This is a genomic window from Plantibacter flavus (assembly GCF_002024505.1).
In the GTDB taxonomy this organism is placed as follows: Bacteria; Actinomycetota; Actinomycetes; order Actinomycetales; family Microbacteriaceae; genus Plantibacter; species Plantibacter flavus_A.
The window spans coordinates 3,431,969-3,452,802 of sequence record NZ_CP019402.1 but is presented as its reverse complement, the minus strand read 5'-3'; the positions used below and the strand labels follow the sequence as shown (position 1 = coordinate 3,452,802).

At 68.2% G+C, this 20,834-nt stretch carries 18 protein-coding genes; 15 read left to right on the top strand and 3 right to left on the bottom strand.

All coding sequences use genetic code 11. From position 1 onward, the window contains the following. The first annotated feature begins 181 nt into the window (after nt 1-181). From BWO91_RS15795 to BWO91_RS15780, 4 genes are all read left to right on the top strand, one after another. Nucleotides 182-940, top strand: a complete 759-nt coding sequence (locus BWO91_RS15795; RefSeq protein WP_079003251.1) for a response regulator transcription factor — start codon at nt 182-184, stop codon at nt 938-940. After that, nucleotides 937-2,532, top strand: coding sequence for a sensor histidine kinase (locus BWO91_RS15790; RefSeq protein WP_240555545.1), 1,596 nt, complete (start codon nt 937-939; stop codon nt 2,530-2,532). Before BWO91_RS15795 ends, BWO91_RS15790 begins: the two co-directional genes overlap by 4 nt. A 27-nt stretch (nt 2,533-2,559) precedes the next feature. Beyond that, entirely contained in the window at nt 2,560-3,180 is a 621-nt protein-coding gene (locus BWO91_RS15785) for a phosphoribosylanthranilate isomerase (RefSeq protein WP_079003250.1), read from the top strand. A gap of 101 nt (nt 3,181-3,281) precedes the next feature. Then, nucleotides 3,282-3,692: a DUF5684 domain-containing protein gene (locus tag BWO91_RS15780; protein ID WP_079003249.1), complete on the top strand. Its 411-nt coding sequence runs from the start codon at nt 3,282-3,284 to the stop codon at nt 3,690-3,692. Between the two features lie 24 nt (nt 3,693-3,716). Here the strand turns inward: BWO91_RS15780 and BWO91_RS15775 are convergent, their stop codons facing one another. Continuing rightward, nucleotides 3,717-4,874 (bottom strand): AAA family ATPase, encoded by a 1,158-nt coding sequence (locus tag BWO91_RS15775; protein WP_079003248.1) that lies wholly within the window; start codon nt 4,872-4,874, stop codon nt 3,717-3,719. A 320-nt stretch (nt 4,875-5,194) separates the two neighbouring features. Here BWO91_RS15775 and rplJ point away from each other — a divergent pair, with 320 nt between their 5' ends. The 5 genes from rplJ to BWO91_RS15755 all read left to right on the top strand — a co-directional run bounded on the left by rplJ (nt 5,195) and on the right by BWO91_RS15755 (nt 8,543). After that, complete coding sequence (rplJ, locus tag BWO91_RS15770) at nt 5,195-5,713, top strand: 50S ribosomal protein L10 (RefSeq protein ID WP_064294534.1); 519 nt, start codon at nt 5,195-5,197, stop codon at nt 5,711-5,713. Nucleotides 5,714-5,791: 78 nt separating this feature from the next. Continuing rightward, complete coding sequence (gene rplL, locus BWO91_RS15765) at nt 5,792-6,178, top strand: 50S ribosomal protein L7/L12 (RefSeq protein ID WP_064294533.1); 387 nt, start codon at nt 5,792-5,794, stop codon at nt 6,176-6,178. Nucleotides 6,179-6,506: 328 nt separating this feature from the next. Next, entirely contained in the window at nt 6,507-6,650 is a 144-nt protein-coding gene (locus tag BWO91_RS19775; protein WP_153303516.1) for a hypothetical protein, read from the top strand. 136 nt (nt 6,651-6,786) lie between these two features. Then, nucleotides 6,787-7,248, top strand: a complete 462-nt coding sequence (locus BWO91_RS15760) for a MarR family winged helix-turn-helix transcriptional regulator (protein ID WP_064294532.1) — start codon at nt 6,787-6,789, stop codon at nt 7,246-7,248. Then, nucleotides 7,245-8,543, top strand: a complete 1,299-nt coding sequence (locus BWO91_RS15755) for an MFS transporter (RefSeq protein WP_079003247.1) — start codon at nt 7,245-7,247, stop codon at nt 8,541-8,543. The genes BWO91_RS15760 and BWO91_RS15755 overlap by 4 nt, the downstream gene beginning before the upstream one ends. Before the next feature lie 113 nt (nt 8,544-8,656). Here BWO91_RS15755 and BWO91_RS15750 read toward each other — a convergent pair whose 3' ends face one another. Beyond that, entirely contained in the window at nt 8,657-9,706 is a 1,050-nt protein-coding gene (locus BWO91_RS15750) for a LacI family DNA-binding transcriptional regulator (RefSeq protein ID WP_071258778.1), read from the bottom strand. Between the two features lie 298 nt (nt 9,707-10,004). On the opposite strand from BWO91_RS15750, the gene BWO91_RS15745 reads away from it, so the two are divergent. From BWO91_RS15745 to BWO91_RS15735, 3 genes are all read left to right on the top strand, one after another. Further along, nucleotides 10,005-11,318 carry an ABC transporter substrate-binding protein gene (locus tag BWO91_RS15745; protein ID WP_064294530.1) on the top strand — a complete coding sequence of 438 codons (1,314 nt, stop codon included), beginning with the start codon at nt 10,005-10,007 and terminating at the stop codon, nt 11,316-11,318. 130 nt (nt 11,319-11,448) lie between these two features. After that, nucleotides 11,449-12,582: a carbohydrate ABC transporter permease gene (locus tag BWO91_RS15740; protein ID WP_064294529.1), complete on the top strand. Its 1,134-nt coding sequence runs from the start codon at nt 11,449-11,451 to the stop codon at nt 12,580-12,582. Continuing rightward, nucleotides 12,579-13,553, top strand: coding sequence for a carbohydrate ABC transporter permease (locus BWO91_RS15735; RefSeq protein ID WP_064294528.1), 975 nt, complete (start codon nt 12,579-12,581; stop codon nt 13,551-13,553). Before BWO91_RS15740 ends, BWO91_RS15735 begins: the two co-directional genes overlap by 4 nt. 343 nt (nt 13,554-13,896) lie before the next feature. Here BWO91_RS15735 and BWO91_RS15730 read toward each other — a convergent pair whose 3' ends face one another. Further along, nucleotides 13,897-14,520: an endonuclease domain-containing protein gene (locus BWO91_RS15730; RefSeq protein WP_167620517.1), complete on the bottom strand. Its 624-nt coding sequence runs from the start codon at nt 14,518-14,520 to the stop codon at nt 13,897-13,899. A 496-nt stretch (nt 14,521-15,016) separates the two neighbouring features. Between BWO91_RS15730 and BWO91_RS15725 the strand changes: the two genes are divergently transcribed. The 3 genes from BWO91_RS15725 (at nt 15,017) to BWO91_RS15715 (ending at nt 20,772) form a co-directional block, all read left to right on the top strand. Beyond that, nucleotides 15,017-16,906 (top strand): ABC transporter ATP-binding protein, encoded by a 1,890-nt coding sequence (locus BWO91_RS15725; protein ID WP_071259300.1) that lies wholly within the window; start codon nt 15,017-15,019, stop codon nt 16,904-16,906. A 381-nt stretch (nt 16,907-17,287) separates the two neighbouring features. Beyond that, a complete protein-coding gene (locus BWO91_RS15720) occupies nt 17,288-19,354 on the top strand; it encodes an adenylate/guanylate cyclase domain-containing protein (protein ID WP_079004016.1) in 2,067 nt (688 codons plus the stop codon). Further along, on the top strand, nt 19,351-20,772 hold the full coding sequence (locus tag BWO91_RS15715) for a mechanosensitive ion channel domain-containing protein (RefSeq protein WP_079003245.1): 1,422 nt from the start codon (nt 19,351-19,353) through the stop codon (nt 20,770-20,772). The genes BWO91_RS15720 and BWO91_RS15715 overlap by 4 nt, the downstream gene beginning before the upstream one ends. Nucleotides 20,773-20,834 lie beyond the last annotated feature (62 nt).

Sequence of the window (20,834 nt, the reverse complement as noted above, 5' to 3'; positions counted from 1 at the left end):
CGACGATCCGCACGTCGCGGATGACTTGGACCGGACGCTACGGAGGCTCACTTGGCCTGCGCCTCGGTGACGCTATGAATCGGCCCAGGCCGCTGCGGGCGCTCCGGCGGCTCGGGGAGGGCACAGCATCCGTCTGGCCGGTTCATAGACAGCTCATAGGGCGGAGGCGAATACTGAACGCGTGAACATCCCGACCCAGGCGCCCGGTGCCGCGCGAAGCGCACTCAAACGGGCCGACGGCACCGCCGTCCGTGTGCTCGTCGTCGACGACGAGGCGACGCTCACGGACCTCCTGCAGATGGCCCTGCGCTACGAGGGCTGGGAGATCCGGACCGCCGCCGACGGCCGTGAAGCCCTCACGATCGCCCGCGACTTCCGACCGGACGCCATCGTGCTCGACATCATGCTGCCCGACCTGGACGGACTGCAGGTGCTGAACCGCCTGCGGACCTCGGGGAGCGACGTCCCCGTCCTGTTCCTCACCGCCAAGGACTCGCTCGACGATCGCATCGCCGGCCTCACCGCCGGCGGCGACGACTACGTGACGAAGCCCTTCAGTCTCGAAGAGGTCGTCGCGCGGCTGCGCGGGCTCATCCGCCGGTCGACCCTGCTGGCCGCCGACGAGTCCGGCCCGGACATCGTGGTCGGCGACCTCGTGCTCAACGAGGACAGCCACGAGGTGACGCGCGACGGCGAACCCATCGAGCTCACCGCGACCGAGTTCGAGCTGCTGCGGTTCCTCATGCGGAACCCGCGCCGGGTGCTGAGCAAGGCCCAGATCCTCGACCGGGTGTGGAGCTACGACTTCGGCGGTCGTGCGAGCGTCGTCGAGATCTACATCTCCTATCTCCGCAAGAAGATCGACGCCGGGCGCGAGCCCATGATCCACACCGTGCGCGGTGCCGGCTACATGTTGAAGATCCCGACGGTCGGTTCGTGACCACGAGACCTCCCGTCACCGACCCGACAGCGACGACCGTCGACTCCACCCGCCGCAAACGCGCTCCGTGGACGCTCCGTCGACGCCTCATGGTCGTCGTCGTCGGCCTCCTCGCCCTCGGCAGCGCCATCGTCGGCGTCGCGAGCGCGGTCGCGGTGAGCGGCCTCCTCACCGAGGGCGTCGACAACCAGCTCACGAAGGCCGCCGAGCGGATCGTCGACTACGGCCGCAACGGCCAGCTCCCCGCACCGGAATCCCTGCCGGACTCCGGCATCCCGGACGGCTACGGCGGTGGTTCGGGCACGCGTGAGCCGCCCGCCTTCATCGGCGCTCCGGGCCTCGGGCCCGGCGCACTCGGGGCGATCGTCGTCGACGGCACCATCGTCAACGCCGGATACCTCAGCGCCGACGGCAGCACGGTCCCGTGCACCGAGAGCCAGGACGCCATGATCCTCACGGTGTCGGCCGGTGACCGACCGTCGACCATCAACCTCGGGGAGCACCTCGGCGACTACCGCGTCGTCGCCGTCACCGACGCGAGCGGCGCGACGAGGATCATCGGGCTTCCGCTCGCCGAGGTCGCGTCGACGGTCATGCAGCTCGTCACCCTCATCGCGATCATGAGCGTCGTGGTCCTGCTGCTCGCCGGACTGGCGGCGTTCGCGATCGTGCGGTACTCGCTCCGCCCGCTCGACCGCGTCGTCGCGACGGCCGCGGTCGTCGCCGAGCTTCCCCTCGACCGCGGTGAGGTGGCGCTCGCCGTCCGGGTACCGGAGTCGGACACCGACCCGCGCACCGAGGTCGGACGCGTCGGATCGGCGATCAACCGCATGCTCGGGCACGTCTCGTCCGCACTGAACGCCCGGCAGGCGAGCGAGAACAAGGTGCGCCGGTTCGTCTCGGACGCGAGCCACGAGCTCCGGACCCCGCTGGCTTCCATCGCCGGATACTCGGAACTCGCCGCGCGGAAGTCGGACGCGCTGCCGGAGGACGTCACCCACTCCCTCGGCCGGATCCGCTCCGAGGCCGGTCGCATGACCACGATCGTCGAGGACCTGCTGCTGCTGGCGCGGTTGGACGAGGGACGCGAACTCGCGAAGCGCCCCGTCGACCTCACCGAACTCGTCATCCACACCGTCGGCGACGCCCATGTCGCCGGGCCGGACCACGTGTTCGAACTGGACTTCCCCGAGGAGCCCGTCCTCGTCACGGGAGACGCGTCCCGGCTGCAACAGGTGATCGTCAACCTGCTGGCGAACGCGCGGACCCACACGCCCGCCGGGACGACCGTGCGGACGGGGCTGGCGGTCGCGAGCGGTCCTGCGGGCGAGATCGCCGTGCTGACCGTGTCGGACGACGGTCCCGGCATCGACCCTGCGCTGCAACCCAACCTCTTCGAGCGCTTCGTCCGCGGTGACGACTCCCGCTCACGCGCCACGGGGAGCACCGGCCTCGGGCTCGCGATCGTGCACGCCGTCGTGACCGCGCACCACGGCACCGTACGATGCGAGAGCGCACCAGGACGGACGGTGTTCCGCGTCGAGCTACCCGCCGTCGCCACCCCGGACGTCCTCGTCCCGTCGGCGGAGTGATCCGTGCGGCCGGGTAGCGTGGTCCCCATGTGGGTGAAGGTGTGCGGTCTGTCCGAGGCGTCCGACGTCGCTGCGGCGGTGGACGCCGGAGTCGACGCGATCGGCTTCGTGTTCGCGCCGGGGTCGCCCCGGACCGTCGAGCCCGAACGGGTCGCCTCGCTGCTCGCCGACGTCCCAGAGTCGGTGCTGACGGTCGGCGTCTTCCGGCGCCAGTCGGTCGAGGAGGTCTCACGGATCGCCGGTGCTGCGGGGGTGCAGGCCGTCCAGCTCCACGGCGACGAACCACCCGAGGCGTTCCACGAGCTGCAGGCCATGGGGTGGCGGACGCTCCGGGCGACCTCGGCGGTGCGCTACGCCTCCGAGAACGCCGCCGAGCGCGCCGCCTACGCCGAAGAGCTGCTGCTGCTCGACGCACCGGACCCGGGAGCCGGGAAGACCTTCGACACGATCGCCCTGGTGGCGAACCCACCCACCCGCACCTGGATCCTCGCCGGAGGGCTCACGCCGGAGAACGTCCAGGGCCTCGTCGCCGAGCTCCGCCCCTGGGGGGTCGACGTGTCCAGCGGGGTCGAGTCCTCGCGCGGGGTGAAATCACCGGAGCTCATCCGGTCGTTCGTGCACGCCGCCCGCACCGCCCGGGCGGTCTGAGCGTCAGCGGGACACCCGCTGGTCCGCGGTGTGACCCGCACGCTACATTCGTCGGATGAGGCGGTCGGCCGACCGCGACGACGACAAGGAGCGCCACCACCGTGTTCGACACCATCCTGCTCGCCGCGGACGACAACGGTCGGGCCGCCATCGAGTTCATGAACGCCCCCGCCAACGTCTTCGGCGGCATCATCGGCTACGCCCTGTTCGTCGCCTCCGTGTGGGGCATGTTCGAGAAGTCGGGCCGCTCCGGCTGGACCGCGATCATCCCGATCTACAACTGGTACGTCGTCGTCAAACTCGCCGGCTTCACGGGCGCGGCGACCATCCTCTACTTCATCCCGCTCGTGAACATCGTGTTCGGCTGGATCGTCGGTTGGCACATCGGCAAGCAGTTCGACAAGGGCACCGTGTTCCGGATCTTCGGGCTCATCCTGTTCCAGCTGATCGGCTTCTTCATCCTCAGCTACGGCTCGGACCGCTACCTGGGCAAGCAGGTCGACCGCGCCTAGCCGGCGGTCACCGGGGCCTGACGCTCACCGCGACGGCCAGGTCCACGGGGGCGTCGACAGCAGGCCCTGATCCTCGACGGTCGTCTCGCCGAGTCGCTTCACCAGCCGGTGCTCGTGCACCTCGCCGGCTTCGAGCATGGCCGCGATGAGTGGGCGGGCGTGGGACACGACCACGAGTTGCGTGTCGGCGCTCGCCGCGGTGATGAGCCGAGCGAGCTGCGGGAGGAGGTCGCCGTGCAGGCTCGTCTCCGGCTCGTTCAGCACCATGAGCTCGGGCGGGCGAGGGGTCAGGAGTGCCGCGACGAGCAACAGGTAGCGGAGCGTGCCGTCGGACAGCTCGCCGGCCGAGAGCGGACGGAGCATGCCGGGCTGTTCGAGCTCCAGCCGGAACACCCCGTCGTCGGCACGCACACGCAGCACGCTGCCGGGGAACGCGTCGTCGACGGCGGCGTCGAGGCGGTCCCGGGCGCCGGACTCGATGATCGTCTCTACCGCGGCGGCGAGGTCGGCACCGTCGTGTCCGAGCACGGGCGTCCGCGTGCCGACCTGCGGCGCACGTGCCGGGGCCTCGCGGTCGGTCCGGAACTGGTCGTAGAACCGCCAGCCGCGCACCTGGCCGCGCACGCGGAGGACCTCGGGCGTCGCGTCGGCGTCCGAGAACTCGGTGAGGATGCTCTCCGAGGTGCCGAGCGTTCGACCGATCGGACGCCACGACCCGTCGCGGACCCGGACCGCCGGACCGTGCCGGTCGACGAGCAGGCTGCTCGGTTTGGCCAGTGCGCCGGCGAAGATCTGCTCCCGCTTGATCTCGGGGTCGCGGCCGAACAGGGTCGTGGACGGCTGCGGGATCCCGAGGTCGATGAGATACCCCAGCGTGTCGGTCGCGAACCCGAGTCGCAGGCTGATCGGCCCCGAGCGGCGCGTGCCCTGGACCGGGACGGAGCCGTCGACCATGGCGTGACTCACGTGTTCGGGGCCGGCCCAGAGCGTCGAGGAGAGCCCGCCGTCGCGGGCGAGTGATCCGACGACATCGCCGTCGCCCGCACTCGCGAGGAGCCGGAGTGCCCGGTAGAGGTTGGACTTGCCGGTGCCGTTCGCGCCGGTCACGACGTCGAGGCCGTGCAGCGGCAGCACGGTGTCTCGGATGGACCGGTAGCCGGAGATGGCGAGCGTCTGGATCATGGCTCCATGGTGCCGGTCGCCTCGGACATCCGGGCGGGCGGTCGTGAGCGCCCGGAGCACGCCTGTCGGAGCGGGGTCGGGGGTGTGTTATGGTTGTGGAAACCAAAGACCGCCGGTCACTGTCGCGTGCAAACGAGACAGTCGAAGGTTCTCATGACGAGACGTCCAGCGCAGGTGTATGAAGATCTGATCGAGGCTCGCCTCTCCCCAGCTCCGTGCGCTTGCGCCGGAGCTTTTTTCATGCCCGAATCCTTCACCGGTCCGGCGGTTGGTGTGTGCGGCCTCCGCTGCATGCATTCAAGATTCGAAAAGGAGTGGCCATGGCGAACAAGGAAGCCTCGGTTGCCGAACTCACGGAGAAGTTCCAGAGCTCGACCGCCGTTCTGCTGACCGAGTACCGCGGCCTCACTGTTGCTCAGCTCAAGACCCTGCGCAAGAGCATCAGTGCGGACGCAACCTACGCCGTGGTGAAGAACACGCTGACCAAGATCGCGGCGAACAACGCCGGCATCTCGTCGTTCGACGACGAGCTCGCCGGTCCGTCCGCGATCGCATTCGTGCACGGTGACCCGGTCACCGTCGCGAAGGCTCTTCGTGACTTCGCCAAGGCAAACCCTCTCCTCGTGGTCAAGGGCGGTTACTTCGACGGTAACCCGCTGACCGCTGACGAGGTGCGCAAGCTCGCCGACCTCGAGTCCCGTGAAGTGCTGCTGGCGAAGCTCGCCGGCGCCGTCAAGGCCTCGCTGTTCGGAGCTGCCTACCTCTTCAACGCACCGCTCTCGAAGGCCGTTCGCACGGTCGAGGCGCTGCGCGAGAAGCAGGAGTCCGCGGCCGAGTAATTCGGTTCCGCGAACCATCAACCCCGTACCTGTGCGCCGCGTGATGCGGTTGCAGGGCATGAAACAAGGAGAACAATCATGGCAAAGCTGTCAAACGAAGAACTGATCAACGCGTTCAAGGAGCTCACGCTCATCGAGCTCAGCGAGTTCGTCAAGCTGTTCGAGGAGACCTTCGAGGTCACCGCTGCTGCTCCCGTCGCCGTTGCCGGCCCGGCTGCTGCCGGCGGCGCTGCTGCTGAAGAGGTCGAGGAGAAGTCCGACTTCGACGTCATCCTCGAGGCTGCTGGCGACAAGAAGATCCAGGTCATCAAGACGGTCCGCGAGCTCACCTCGCTCGGCCTCGGCGAGGCCAAGGCTCTCGTCGACGGCGCTCCGGCTGCCGTCCTCGAAGGCGCCAACAAGGAAGCCGCTGACAAGGCGAAGGAAGCCCTCGAGGCTGCCGGCGCCACCGTCACGCTCAAGTAGTCGGTCCCCTGCGGGGGACAACCACTGGGCTGGCGACCGACTCCGGTCGGTCGCCGCTGACGATCGCGGATCTTCCTGAGACGAGTGCTGTGTGCACTCGGCAGAGACATCCGTGATCGGAGGGCATCGCCCCCGATTCGTTCGGGAGCGGTGCCCTCCGTCGGTTAACCGGGGGGCCTGCGATTCGTCGCGCCCCTCCATGCACGCGGATGCTCTGCACCCCGTCGACGACGTTCGTCGACGGTTCACGCAGGCATCCGCGTCGTCGTTCCGCTCCCGGTGAGTGGGGGCTGTCGGTGCGGTGCCCGAATCGGGAGAACCCACCACCATGAACACCCATGCACGCTGGCGTGCAACCATCACCTGGATCCGAGCCCAGCTCGCATCCGCTTTCACCGAGTCGGAACGGGCGAGCGACGCCCACCCGCCCGATCCACGGGTCAGCCAGTCCTTCACCACCTGGATGCGCTGACCCGACCTGCCCCCCGGCCCCAACTCAGGAGTGTCTCGGCGTGCCGCGCCACCGAGGCCCGCCACGCCGACGAACTCCTGCGTTGGGGACGGGTCGGGTGGATGTGTATAGCCAAGCTATGTATACTGGTCACATCATGACCGAGAACCGTACGCATTCACCCCTGCACACCATCCTCGGCGACCTCATCACGGCATCGCACCGGCTCACCCGCCTTGCCGCCCAGGCCACCGGATCCTCCGAATCGCCCGCCGTCTGGCGCACGCTCTCCGTGCTCACCACGGTCGGCCCCGTCCGGGTCGGCGAACTGGCCCGCCAGAGCCGGGTGTCCCAACCCACGATGACCAAGCTCGTGCAGAGCCTCGACGAGCGCGACTGGATCAAGCGGATCGCCGACGTCGACGACCACCGCGCGTGGCTCATCGCCATCGCCCCCAAGGGGACGGCCGCCCTCCTCGCCTGGCGCGACGAGCTCACCGACGCCCTGGAGCCGGCTTTCACCGACCTCGAGGACGACGACCTCGCCGCGATCGCCAGGACCGTCGAGATCATCCAGGCCCGCGTGGCCGTCGAGGTCGCCTCGGAGCTGACGGCATGAGCGCCGAAACCAGCGCACACACGTCCTCCGTGCCCACCCCCGCAGCGTCGAGCCACGGCCACGCCGCAGGCCACAGTGCCGGCCTCGGCGGCATCCTGCACCAGCCGAAGGCCGTCTGGGCGGTCGCTTTCGCGAGCGTCATCGCCTTCATGGGCATCGGCCTCGTCGACCCGATCCTGCCCGCGATCGCCGAAGACCTCCAGGCGACGCCGACCCAGGCCGAGATGCTCTTCACGAGCTACCTGCTCGTCACCGGCGTGGCGATGCTGTTCACGAGCTGGCTGTCGAGCCGGATCGGTGCCAAGCGCACGCTCCTCATCGGACTCGCGCTCGTCGTCCTGTTCGCGCTCCTCGCGGGCCTCTCCGACTCCGTCGGTGCCGTCATCGGCTTCCGGGCCGGCTGGGGCCTCGGCAACGCGCTCTTCATCTCGACGGCACTCGCCACCATCGTCGGAGCCGCAGCGGGCGGACGCGCCAACGCGATCATCCTGTACGAGGCCGCCCTCGGACTCGGCATCGCGATCGGTCCGCTGCTCGGGGGTCTCCTCGGCGGCATCGGCTGGAAGTGGCCGTTCTTCGGCACCGCGACGCTCATGGCCGTCGGGTTCATCGCGATCGTCACCCTGCTGAAGACCGAGGGCCCGAAGCCCGCGCCGCTCAAGCTGTCCGCACCGTTCAGGGCGCTGGCGATCCCGTCGCTGGGCATCCTCGCGGCAGCCGCACTGTTCTACAACATCGGCTTCTTCACGCTCCTCGCATACTCGCCGTTCCCGCTCGGCCTCGATGCGATGGGTCTCGGGTTCACCTTCTTCGGGTGGGGTGTCGCGCTGGCGATCACGAGCGTGTTCGTCGCACCGCTGCTCACGGCCCGGATGCGTCGCACCTCCGTGATCAAGCTCGTCCTGCCGTTGCTGGCACTCGACCTCGTCGCGGCCGGACTCCTCGTGCAGTCCACCGTCGGCCTCATCGTCTGCATCGTCGTCGGTGGGCTGCTGCTCGGCGTCATGAACACGGTGCTGACCGAGGCGGTCATGGAGGCGACGGACCTGCCGAGCAACGTCGCATCCTCGGCCTACTCGTCGGTCCGGTTCCTCGGTGGGGCCATCGCGCCACCGGCCGCCGCGGAGATCGCGAAGCTCATCTCGCCCGCCGCGCCCTACTATGTGGCCGCCGGCTCGCTCATCGTCGCGGTCCTCATCGTGGTCCTCGGACGCAAGCACCTCGCCCGGGTCGACGGCCCGGTGGAGAGTGAGCTCGACGAGGCCATCGCGATCACCGCAGCCGACGCGAGCTGATCCGACCGATCACCGCGCCCCACCGACGCGAGCGCGACCCTCCGGGGGCCCGCGCTCACGTCGGTGGGGCGCGCTCGTGCCAGCGCACCGCGCTGGGACCGCAGCCGGGTCGTCTAGTCCGCGGGCTCGGGGCGCGTCGTGGTCTGTCGGATCACCAGGCGGGTCGGCCAGCGCACCTCGGAGACCGTTGTGCCCGGGTCCGCGGAGTCCGGAGCCTGCGCGCGCTGCTCGTCCTCCAGGTCCTGGAGGAGGATCTCGACGGCATGCCGTCCCTGCGCGCGGGGCTCCTGCTCGAAGGTGGTGAGCGCGAACATCTCCGCGTAGGAGTGCCCGTCGATCCCGATGACCGACAGCTCCGCCGGAACGGTGATCCCGAGGCGACGTGCCGCGATGATGATGCCGATCGCCACCTCGTCCGTCGAGGCGAACACCGCCGTCGGCCGGATCCTCGCGTCCCGCAGCAACTGCGCCGCGGCCTCGTACCCGCCCGGTAACGAATGGACGGCGGGCAGGACGTGCACGGCTGAGGTGAGTCCGGCATCCTCCATCGCCGCGAGGTAGCCGGCCAGGCGCCTCCCGTGCACGGTGTCCGTCTGCAGTTCCGCGTCGTGCCCGGTGATGTGGGCGATGCGCGTGTGCCCGAGGGTGATGAGATGTTCCGTCGCCTCACGGCCGAGTGCCTGGTCGTCGATGTTGATGGAGTGACCGCCACGGATGTTGCCGCCGATCGACACCAGTGGACGGGGATTGGCGAGCAGTCGCGCGATCTCGTCCTGCGAGGCCTCGATCCCGATCGAGATCATGCCGTCGAAGCGCTTGTTCGTCAGGTAGGCGTCGAAGATGCGATCGCGCTCCGGGGAGTCGGGCGGCAGATGGTGGAGCGTCAGGTCGTAGCCCCGCGCACGGAGGGCGCCCTCGGCGCCTTCCAGGACCTCCCCGAAGTACCAGCGGTTGAGGAACGAGGTGAGGACGCCGATGGCCAGCGTGCGTCCGGTGGACAGACTCGCGGCGATGGGCGAGGCGACGTACCCGATCGTGGCTGCGGCCTGCACGACCCGTTCCCGGGTCTCGGCCGACACGTATCCGCGCCCGGTGAGCGCTCGCGAGGCCGTCGCTTTCGAGACGCCGGCGAGGGCCGCGACATCGCTGATGGCACCACTCATGCCGACTCCCTCCGTTGGGTAGCACCACCATAGCGAATCTGGAACAGACCTGGAACTGCCGACTGGAACTGATCCATAACAACTGGAGCACGAAGGATCCGCCCGGCCTCGTGATTTTGGTGGGAGCGCTCTCACTGTCTATTTCGTTATGTTCTCGTGCTTGCATCCTGTCGCCGGGTGAAGTACTTTGGCGCATGGAAACGGTTCCGCATCCGGACCGATTCCGCACCAGTGCATCATCGGAACGGCTCGACCCTGGAGACGTTCGAACCTGCAGCACTCAATGAGGAGGACACAGATGAGTTTCATTCGGACCCGCCGGACGGCCCTGCCGCTGGCCGTCCTGGCCGTCGCGGGCGTCGCGCTCACCGCTTGTTCAGGCGGATCGGGCAGCAGCGGCGGTGGCGACGACGACAAGACCGTCACCATCTACGGGACGATCGCCGACACCGAGGCGAAGCTGCTCGAGGAGAGCTGGGCCGACTTCGAGAAGGAGAGCGGCATCACGATCAAGTACGAGTCCTCCAAGGAGTTCGAGTCGCAGATCGGCATCCGCGCCCAGGGTGGTAACCCGCCCGACCTGGCGATCTTCCCGCAGCCCGGCCTCCTGGCCGACCTCGCCAAGCGCGACTACCTGAAGCCCGCGCCCGACAGCGTCAAGGCGAACATCGAGAAGTACTGGTCGAAGGACTGGGCCGCCTACGGCACCGTCAACGACACCGTCTACGGCGCTCCGCTCATGGCGAGCGTCAAGGGCCTCGTCTGGTACCAGCCGGCCAAGTTCAAGGAGTGGGGCGTCGAGGTCCCGAAGACCTGGGACGAGCTGCTCACGCTGACCAAGACCATCCAGGAGAAGACGGGTTCCGCACCGTGGTGCGCCGGCTTCGGCTCCGGCGACGCCTCGGGCTGGCCCGGCACCGACTGGATCGAAGACCTCGTCCTGCGCCAGCAGGGCCCGGACGTCTACGACGACTGGGTGGCCAACAAGGTCAAGTTCACCGACCCGAAGATCAAGGAAGCGTTCGACTCGGTCGGCGAGATCCTCAAGAACCCGGAGTACGTGAACGCGAGCTTCGGCGACGTGTCCTCGATCAACTCGACCGAGTTCGGTGACGTCGCTCCGGCGCTCGCCTCCGGCGCCTGCGCCCTCCACCACCAGGCATCGTTCTTCTCCGGCTTCCTCGAGGACGCCGGCGCGACCGTCGCCCCCGACGGTGACGTGTGGGCCTTCGTGACCCCCGGCATCAAGGAGGGCGAGACCGCTGTCACCGGTGGTGGCGAGATCGTCGGCGCGTTCAGCGACGATGAGAGCACCGTCAAGGTCCAGGAGTACCTCTCGAGCCCTGAGTGGGCGAACAAGCGGGTCAAGCTCGGCGGCGTCATCTCCGCCAACAACGGCCTCGACCCGGCGAACGCCTCGACCCCGATCCTCAGCCAGGCGATCGAGATCCTGCAGGACGAGAAGACCACGTTCCGCTTCGACGCCTCCGACCTGATGCCCGGTGCCGTCGGCGCCGGAACCTTCTGGAAGGGCCTCGTGAACTGGATCAACGGCGACGAGACCGACCAGGTCCTCAAGGACATCGAAGCCGGCTGGCCCTCCAGCGAGTAATCGATATCCGGAACTGCTGCTCGTGAGCGGGAGCGCCGGAGGGTGATCACCACCCTCCGGCGCTTCCGCCTCGGCAGTGGAACCCCCTAGGGTTCACTCAGGGTCCAACGCCGTACTCGAAAGGCCAGCTATGTCAGGTTTCCTCAACTGGTTGGGCGGACTGCCTCCGCTCGCCCAGATCCCGATCGTCGTCATCGCCTTCGGTGCGGTGGTGGCCCTCCTCCTCTTCTTCGTGGACATCGCGCCACGCAAGGGCACCCTGTACACGGTCATCCGTCTGGCGTTCTGCGTCCTGGTGCCCGTCGTCGTCGTCCTCTTCTTCGGCTCGTTCCTCTGGGCCGCGGCCGTCGCCGCCGTCCTTGGCGGCGTGCTCTTCCTCCTCGACTACCGCTCGAAGAAGGGCGTCGGGTACCTCGTCCAGCTCGTCGGCTTCCTCGCACCGGCGTTCCTGCTGCTGCTGATCGGCCTGATCCTGCCGTCGATCAACACGACGATCGCCGCATTCATGTCGGCGTCCGGCAAGAACTTCGTGGGCCTGAACAACTTCATCTGGCTGTTCACGCAGCCGAGCGCCATTCGTACCGTCATCAACACGATCATCTGGGTGCTGCTCGTCCCGGCGTTGTCGACGGCCTTCGGACTCGCTTACGCCGTGTTCATCGACAAGTCCCGCGGTGAGAAGTACTTCAAGATCCTCGTCTTCATGCCGATGGCGATCTCCTTCGTCGGTGCGTCGATCATCTGGCGCTTCATCTACGCCTACCGCGAGGCCGACGCGACCCAGATCGGTCTGCTCAACCAGATCGTCGTGTGGTTCGGCGGCACTCCGGTGCAGTGGCTGCAGAACGAGCCGTGGAACACGCTGTTCCTCATCGTCGTGCTCATCTGGGTCCAGACCGGTTTCGCGATGGTCGTCCTGTCCGCCGCGATCAAGGGTGTCCCCACCGAGCAGATCGAGGCCGCCGAGCTCGACGGCACCAACGCCTGGCAGCGCTTCATCAACGTCATCGTCCCCGGCATCCGCTCCTCGCTCGTCGTGGTCGTCACGACGATCTCGATCGCCTCGCTGAAGGTCTTCGACATCGTCCGCACGATGACCGCCGGCAACAACGGCACCTCGGTCATCGCGAACGAGATGTACACCCAGTTCAAGAACTTCGAGAACGGCCGGAGTGCGGCGTTCGCCGTGGTCCTGTTCGTCCTCGTGCTGCCGATCGTCATCTACAACGCACGGCAGATCAAGAAGCAGAGGGAGATCCGATGAGTGCTGTGCAGCCGATCGAACTACCGATCGACGAATCCACCAAGGAACAGCTCGCCCAGGGGGAACGCGGCATCGAGGCCGCGAGCCGCCGGACGAAGAAGCGGCTCACCAGCCGCGGGGCGACCATCGCGGCCGTCATCATCGCGGTGCTGTGGACGGTCCCGACCTTCGGTCTGTTCGTCTCCTCGTTCCGACCTGAGCAGCAGGTGAAGACCACCGGTTGGTGGACGATCTTCTCCGACTTCCAGGTCACCATCGACAACTACGTGCAGGTGCTGCAGGCCGGCAACTCGACGCTCAACCTCGCGGGCTCGTGGGTCAATTCGATCGCCATCGCGGTCCCGGCGACCCTGATCCCGCTGGTGGTGGCGAGCCTCGCGGCGTACGCGTTCGCGTGGATCGACTTCCGCGGCAAGAACTTCCTGTTCATCCTCGTATTCGCGCTGCAGGTGGTGCCGATCCAGATGGCGCTCGTGCCACTGCTGTCGACCTTCTCCCGCGGCCTGAACATCTTCGGCCTGCAGGTCGGCGAGGGACTGGACGCGAGCGGCACCTTCGCCCAGGTGTGGATCGCGCACACCATGTTCGCGCTGCCGCTGGCGATCTTCCTGCTGCACAACTTCGTCGCGGAGATCCCTGCCGAGGTCATCGAAGCGGCACGCGTGGACGGTGCCGGTCACGGTCAGATCTTCTTCCGGATCGTGCTGCCGCTGACCATGCCCGCCATCGCGTCGTTCGCGATCTTCCAGTTCCTGTGGGTGTGGAACGACCTTCTGGTCGCGCTCATCTTCGCGGACGGCGAGGTCGCGCCGATCACGAAGCTGCTGGCGGAGATCACGGGTACGCGAGGCAACGAGTGGCACCTGCTCACGGCCGGCGCGTTCATCTCGATCCTCGTCCCGCTCGTGGTGTTCTTCGCCCTGCAGCGCTACTTCGTCCGCGGGCTCCTGGCCGGTTCGACGAAGGGCTGACCCGACACGCGGTTCGATCCTCCGATCGACAGCGTCGTCGGTGCGCGAACGCCCCGGGAGCTCATGCTCCCGGGGCGTCCGTGCGTCTGCGGGTCGTCTGGTCTGGTTCACAGTTCAGGTGAGCCTCGGCGTGTCGGACCTGCCGCCGGGAGACTCAGTCAGGCTCGCCGAATCCGTCCTGAATTGTGAACAAGGAGACCGATGTGGGAGTTCGACGGCAGTGTTCACAATTCAGGAGAGCCTCGGCGTGCCCCGCCCGACTGACCGGGTTCTCGGCGCGACACTCCGTGGACATCCTGAGTTGTGGACCGAGAGCAACGGCACATCGAACGACCAGTCGAGGTCACGATTCGGCGAGAGCCGAACGAATGGCTCCTTCGACGGCGTACCAGTCGTCCATGACCATCCGGTAGGTGAATCGGAGGACGCGGTACCCGCGGATCGCCAGCATCGCGTCCCGCCAGCGGTCGTGCTCGTGAGCATCTGGCGTGTCGTGGAACTCACGTCCGTCCCACTCGATCACGATCCGTCCCGCCAGGACGAGGTCGACCCGCCCTACCCCATCGATGAGTACCTGATGGACTCCGCGGATGCCCGCACGCTCGAGGCGGATCCGGCCGATGGTCTCGAGGAAGCTGTGGCAGCCGCTCTCTCGCCGGGGGAGGGCGTCGAAGAACCGGCGGGGGAGTTCCCGCAGCCAGTCCTCGAGATGCACTGCGCCGCGTGGATCGACGTTGATGAAGGAGTCGAATGCGGCGACGGCGAGGTCGGGATGCTGGCAGGCTGCGATCTGCAGGGTGGTCTCGTATGGCGAGGTCAGGAGCTTCGGTCGGTCATCTCTGGAGAGGGGCGAGTGCCAGTGCAGAACGAGACCTTGCAGGTCGCGGAACTCCTCGCCACTGGGGTAGGTCGTCCGGTCATCGGGATGGCGGAGTCGTGAGGCGTTCTCGGCGAGGCTCACATGCACCTCACCCCTCCGAGCAACGGCCCAGCCGTAACGCTCCGCGGCTGAAACGCAGCCCAGTCGCCCGCCCACCCGGACGGCCCGGATCAAGGCGGGATCTGCGGCGGGTGCCGCGTACCAGCCACGGCGTGGTCGGACGAGGAGTCCTGTCGCCACCGCGAATGTCAGTTGTCGCCCCGTGAAACCGTGGTCGATCAGTTCACGCCGAGTCGCCACCTGTCCCAGGTGCTCTACGGCGGTCGCGAGTCCGATCATCGCTCCAGCGTCCTCGTGCCGCATCGGTCGCGACGACGCCCGCCAGCGCCGATGTGCACTGGTGACCGGTTCGACCGGTTGTGGAGCATGCTCGTGGCGGTTCACAACTCAGGATCGGGGGCGGCGTGTCGGCCAGCAGGAACACGAACGGAGGCGAAACGCCGAGCCGCTCCTGAGTTGTGAACCGCGGGACGGGGACAGGGGCGGGGAGGACGGTGGGCGGGGATAGGGTGGCGGGATGAGCATGCACGGCGGACGGGGCGGGCCACGCGGCGGTGCACCCGGGGGCGGCGGACCCCGCGCGGGCAGTCGCGTCAGCGGTGGCGACACGGCGGCGCAGAAGGCGCTCAACGCCGAGGCGCCGAAGATCCCGAACCTCGGCAAGCGCATCGTCGCGCTGTTCGTGCCCTTCCGCGCCAAGATCATCCTCACGATGGTGCTCGTCGTCATCGGTGCCGCCCTCGCGGTGCTCCCACCGCTGCTCGTCAAGCAGGCGTTCGACGTCGGCCTGTTCCCGACCGACGGTGGCAGCCCGAACCTCGTCGCCCTCGCGGAGATCGTCGGCGCGATGGTGGCGCTGTTCATCATCGCGGCGCTGCTCGGCGTCTGGCAGACCTACCTCACGGCGACCGTCGGCAACAGCGTCATGGGCGCCCTGCGCATCAAGCTGTTCTCGCAATTGCAGGCGATGGAGCTGAGCTTCTTCACCCGCACCAAGACGGGCATCATCCAGTCGCGCCTCCAGAACGACGTCGGTGGCGTCGCGAACGTCCTCACCAACACCGTCTCGAGCGTGCTCGGCAACACCGTGACGGTCATCTCCGCGCTCGTCGCCATGCTCATCCTCAACTGGCAGCTGACGATCGTCGCCCTCATCCTCATGCCGATCCTCGTGATCGCGCAGCGCCGCGTCGGTCAGGTCCGGGCGCGGATCGCCACGAAGACGCAGGAGTCGTTGTCGGAGATGACCGCGATCACGCAGGAGGCCCTGAGCGTCTCCGGCGTGCTCCTCGCGAAGAGCTTCAACCGCCAGGACACCGAGGTCGAGCGCTACAGCGCCGAGAACCGCACCCAGATCCGCCTCCAGGTCAGCCAGGCGATGAGCGGACAGTGGTTCTTCGCGATGGTGAACATCTTCCTGTCGTCGATCCCCGCGATCGTCTACCTCGTGGCCGGCTGGCTCATCACCGGTGGGGCCGCGGACGTCACCGCCGGCTCGATCGTCGCCTTCACCACCATCCAGGCCCGCCTGCTGTTCCCGCTCATGGGCGTCATGCGGGTCGCCCTCGACCTGCAGACCTCCGGAGCCCTCTTCGCGCGGATCTTCGAGTACTTGGACCTCAAGCCCGCGATCGCCGACCGCCCCGGGGCCGCACCGCTCCCGAGCGTCGCACCGCAGATCCGCTTCGACGACGTCACCTTCCGCTACGCCGACGCCCAGGACGACTCGACCCCCACCCTCGACGGGGTCTCCTTCACGATCGAACCCGGACAGTTCGCCGCGTTCGTCGGACCCTCGGGAGCGGGCAAGACGACCATCTCCTACCTCATCCCGCGCTTCCAAGAGGTGTCGGACGGCCGGGTCATGGTGGCGGGCGCCGACGTCCGCGACGTCACCCAGGAGTCCCTCGTCTCCCGCATCGGCATCGTCAGCCAGGAGACCTACCTCTTCCACGCGACGATCGCCGAGAACCTCCGCTACGCGAAGCCCGACGCGACCCTCGACGAGCTCGAGGCCGCCTGCCGCGCCGCGAACATCCACGAGACGATCGCTCGGTTCGAGGACGGCTACGACACGCTCGTCGGGGAACGCGGCTACCGCTTGTCCGGCGGTGAGAAGCAGCGCATCGCCATCGCGCGCGTGCTGCTGAAGGACCCGGAGGTGCTCATCCTCGACGAGGCGACGAGCGCCCTCGACACGATCTCCGAACGGGTCGTCCAGGTCGCCCTCGACGACGCGACCCGCGGACGCACGACGGTATCGATCGCGCACCGCCTGTCGACCGTCGTGCACGCCGACGTCATCTTCGTGCTCGATCGCGGGCGCATCGTGGAGCGTGGCACCCACCAGGAGCTGCTCGCCGCCGGCGGCGTGTACGCGACGCTCTACGCGCAGCAGGCCGTCACCGCCTGAGTCGAGACGGCAGGCGCTGCGACGTCTCGTCTGGACACGTCGACCGCGGGCACGGCAGTCCGGCCCGGCAATGTCCGGCCAGCGAAGAACCGCCGTCCGGCCATTGTGGGCGCGTGACACGTGTGGCTAGAGTGAGCGCCATCGTGACCCCCGAAGGAGGGGGACGCCCGCGCACCGCCGGATCGAGTAGGGGACTCGTCGATGACCGCAGCTGTGAACGCACCATCCGGACCCCCGTCAGGTGACGGCACTCCGCCCGTGGACGCCTCCACGACGGGTCCTCCGATCCCTCCAGCGCCGTCCTCGGTCGCGCGGTCCCGGAGGCTCGGGCGTCGTCGCTTCGGCCGCCCCGGCTTCAGCATCCAGTCGAAACTCCTGGTGATGCTGCTGCTGGTCAGCGTGGGGGCGTCGGTGGTGACCGGCATCGTCGGGTACCTCTCCGGCAGTGAATCCCTCCGACAGGCGTCGTTCGAGCGACTGACCGAGTTGCGCGAGTCGCGTGCCCGCGAGATCACCAACTACTACCGCCAGACGGCGGACTCGCTCGTCGTCTACACCCGTGGCACGACCGTCGTCGATGCGATGAACCGGTACCACGACGCGTTCCAGGAGCTCGAGGAGCAGCCGGTCGAGCCGGCGCGAGCTGCGGAGGTCGACCGTTTCTACACGGACACCTTCGTCCCCGCGCTCAACGAACGGACCGGCGACACGGCGGATCCAGAGGCCTTCATCCCGACGAACCCGGCCCAGACCTACCTGCAGTCGGTCTACACGCCCACCGATCTCGACTACGACCAGGCGATCACGGTCGACGACGCCGGTGACGGGAGCACGTGGTCGGCCGTCAACGCGACCTACAACGACTACTTCCGCGAGATCATCAACCGGTTCGGCTACGAGGACGCCCTCCTCATCGACGACGAGGGTGACGTCGTCTACAGCGCGTTCAAGGGACCGGACCTCGGGACCAACGTGCTGACGGGCCCGTACCAGGGTGGCGTCCTCGGCGACGGGTTCACGAAGGCCCTGCGGTCCAACGCGGTCGACTACACGGGCATCACCGACTTCGAGCGGTACCAGCCCTCGCTCAACGTCCCCACGCAGTGGATCTTCTCACCGGTGGGGCAGGATGGCCGCATCGACGGCGTCCTGGCGCTGCAGGTGCCCATCGAGCAGATCAACTCGATCATGACGAGTGGCGGGGAATGGAAGCAGGACGGCCTGGGCGAGACCGGCGAGACCTACCTCGCCGGACCCGATCAGCTGATGCGCTCGACGTCCCGACTGCTCATCGAGGACCCGAAGGCGTATCTCAAGCAGTCCGTCGCGGCCGGCACGCCACCGCAGGACGCGCAGCGCGCGGTCGACGTCAAGGGCACGATCGAGATCCAGCCGACCCGAACCCAGTCCGTGGAGCGGGCGCTCGCCGGGGAGACCGGCACGCTCATCGGTCGTGGTTACCTCGGTGGGGAGAACCTGACGGCGTACACACCACTCGACATCGACGGGCTCCAGTGGGTGCTCGTCGCGCGGATCGACGCGTCGGAGGCCTTCGCGCCGGTCACCGACTTCACGCGCAACCTCATCATCTCCGTGCTGGCGATCGTGGTCGTCGTGTCGTTGCTCTCGCTGTTGCTGGCGCAGGTGTTCGCACGCCCGGTGCGGTCCCTCGTCGGCGCGGTGCGGCGCGTGGCCGCCGGTGACTACAGCGTCGAGGTACCGGTCAACAGGCGTGACGAGTTCGGCGACCTGGGCGCGGCCTTCAACGACATGAGTCGCAGCCTCCGGGTGAAGCAGGAACTCATCGACGAGCAGCGCGCCGAGAACGAGAAGCTCCTGCTGACGCTCATGCCGGCGACGGTGGCGAAACGCTACAAGGAGGGCGAGGAGACCATCTCCGAGGTCCACCAGGACGTGTCGGTCATCTTCGCGGACCTCGTCGGATTCGACGACCTCACCCGAGGCCTCGACCCGGAGCGCGAGCTGTCGATGCTCAACGCCCTCGTCCGCAGCTTCGACGAGGCGGCGGAACGACTCGGGATCGAGCAGGTGCGGACGCTGCGGGAGGGCTACCTCGCGAGCTGCGGCCTCATCGTGCCCCGCGTCGACAACGTCCGCAGGACCCTCGACTTCGCGCTGGAGATGCGGACGATCGTCGAACGCTTCAACGCCCAGCACCAGGCCGAACTGACGCTCCGGATCGGCGTGGACACGGGTGTCGTGACGAGTGGCCTCGTCGGTCGCACGAGTCTCGCCTACGACATGTGGGGTGACGCGGTCAGTCTCGCCAACCAGGTCCAGTCGGTCTCCGGTCGGGCCGGGATCTTCGTCAGCCAGCGGGTGCGCGACCGCATGCAGGACACCGTCACCTTCGAGGCCGCCGGCACCGTGGAGACGCGCGGGGGTCCGCAGGCCGTCTGGCAGGTCGTGGCAGGGACGACGTCATGACGCAGGTGTGGCAGGAGGCGTGGTTCCCCTGGGCCATCGCGCTCGCGGTCGGTGTCCCGGTCCTCCTCATCGTCCTCACCGAGGTGCTGGGCGCACTGACCCGGCGCGGGAACGCCGCGGCCAAGCCGGTACGACTCATGCGGAACTACGTCGTGCCGGTCGGCGCGGTGTTCGCGCTCCTGGTGTTCGCTTCGCTGCGGGCGGACGACCTCATCTGGGTCCGGATCGTCGGAACGGTCCTCGGGTTCCTCGTGATCCTGCTCATCCTGTCGGCGTTCAACGTGGCGCTCTTCGCCAACGCGGAGGAGGGCTCGTGGCGTGACCGCATCCCGTCGATCTTCGTGGACCTCGCTCGGCTCGCGCTGATCCTCATCGGACTCGCCATCCTGTTCTCGTGGGTGTGGGGCGCCGACATCGGCGGCCTGGTCACCGCGCTCGGCGTCACCTCGATCGTGATCGGCCTCGCCCTCCAGAACGCGGTCGGCGGGGTCATCTCCGGACTGCTGCTGCTGTTCGAGCAGCCCTTCAAACTGGGGGACTGGTTGGACACCGGGAATGTCCGTGGTCGCGTGGTCGAGGTCAATTGGCGTGCGGTGCACCTCGACACCGGCAACGGTATCCAGATCGTGCCGAACTCGTCGCTCGCCGGGTCGTCGTTCACGAACCTCAGTCAGCCCGTCGGCGCCTACACCGCGAGCGTCGAAGTGACCTTCTCCACCGACGACCCGCCGGACGACGTGCTCCGGCTGCTCCGCGAGGTCGGCTCGGGCCTTCCGATGCTCGAGCCAGGGGACGTGGTGTCCGCGTCCTACCTCGGTGCCGCGCGGTTCGCCGTCACCCTCCCCGTGTCCGGGCCGTCCACGGCCGACGCCGCCGTCGCCCTGTTCCGCGCCTGGCTCTGGTACGCCTCGCGCCGCCGTGGTCTCGCGCTCGACGGCGACGGCTCCGACCCGATCGCGACGCCGGAGCGCTTGCGGAGTGCCATCGCCGCACTGGCCCCCACGCTCCACGCGCGTGAGGAGGACTACGACGACCTCGCCCGGACGTGCACGCTCGAACGGTACGGGCCGGGGGAGACCATCCAGCAGGCGGGAACCATCCCCGGAGCGATGCGGTTCCTCGTCGAGGGCGGCGTCCATCTCGCCGTGCCGACGACGGACGGGCTCATCACCTTCCAACGACTCGGCGTCGGCGACTTCATCGGCCAGACGGCGCTCACGAGGGAGGTCGCCATGGCCGCCGCGATCGCCGACGGCACGACCCTGGTCCTGCGGATGCCGCTGTCCACCATCGATCAGCTCGTGCGGAGCAAGCCCCGGCTGGCGCAGGAGATCGGCGCCTCCATCGACAACAAGCATCGGCAGGCGCAGGCGGCGCTCGCCGAGGCGGGGATCGTCCGCGGTACGATCGGCCGGTAGCCAGCAGCCGTCCCCAGCCGAACGAGGAACCGATGCCGAACCCCGATGGACCGTCCGGGTCG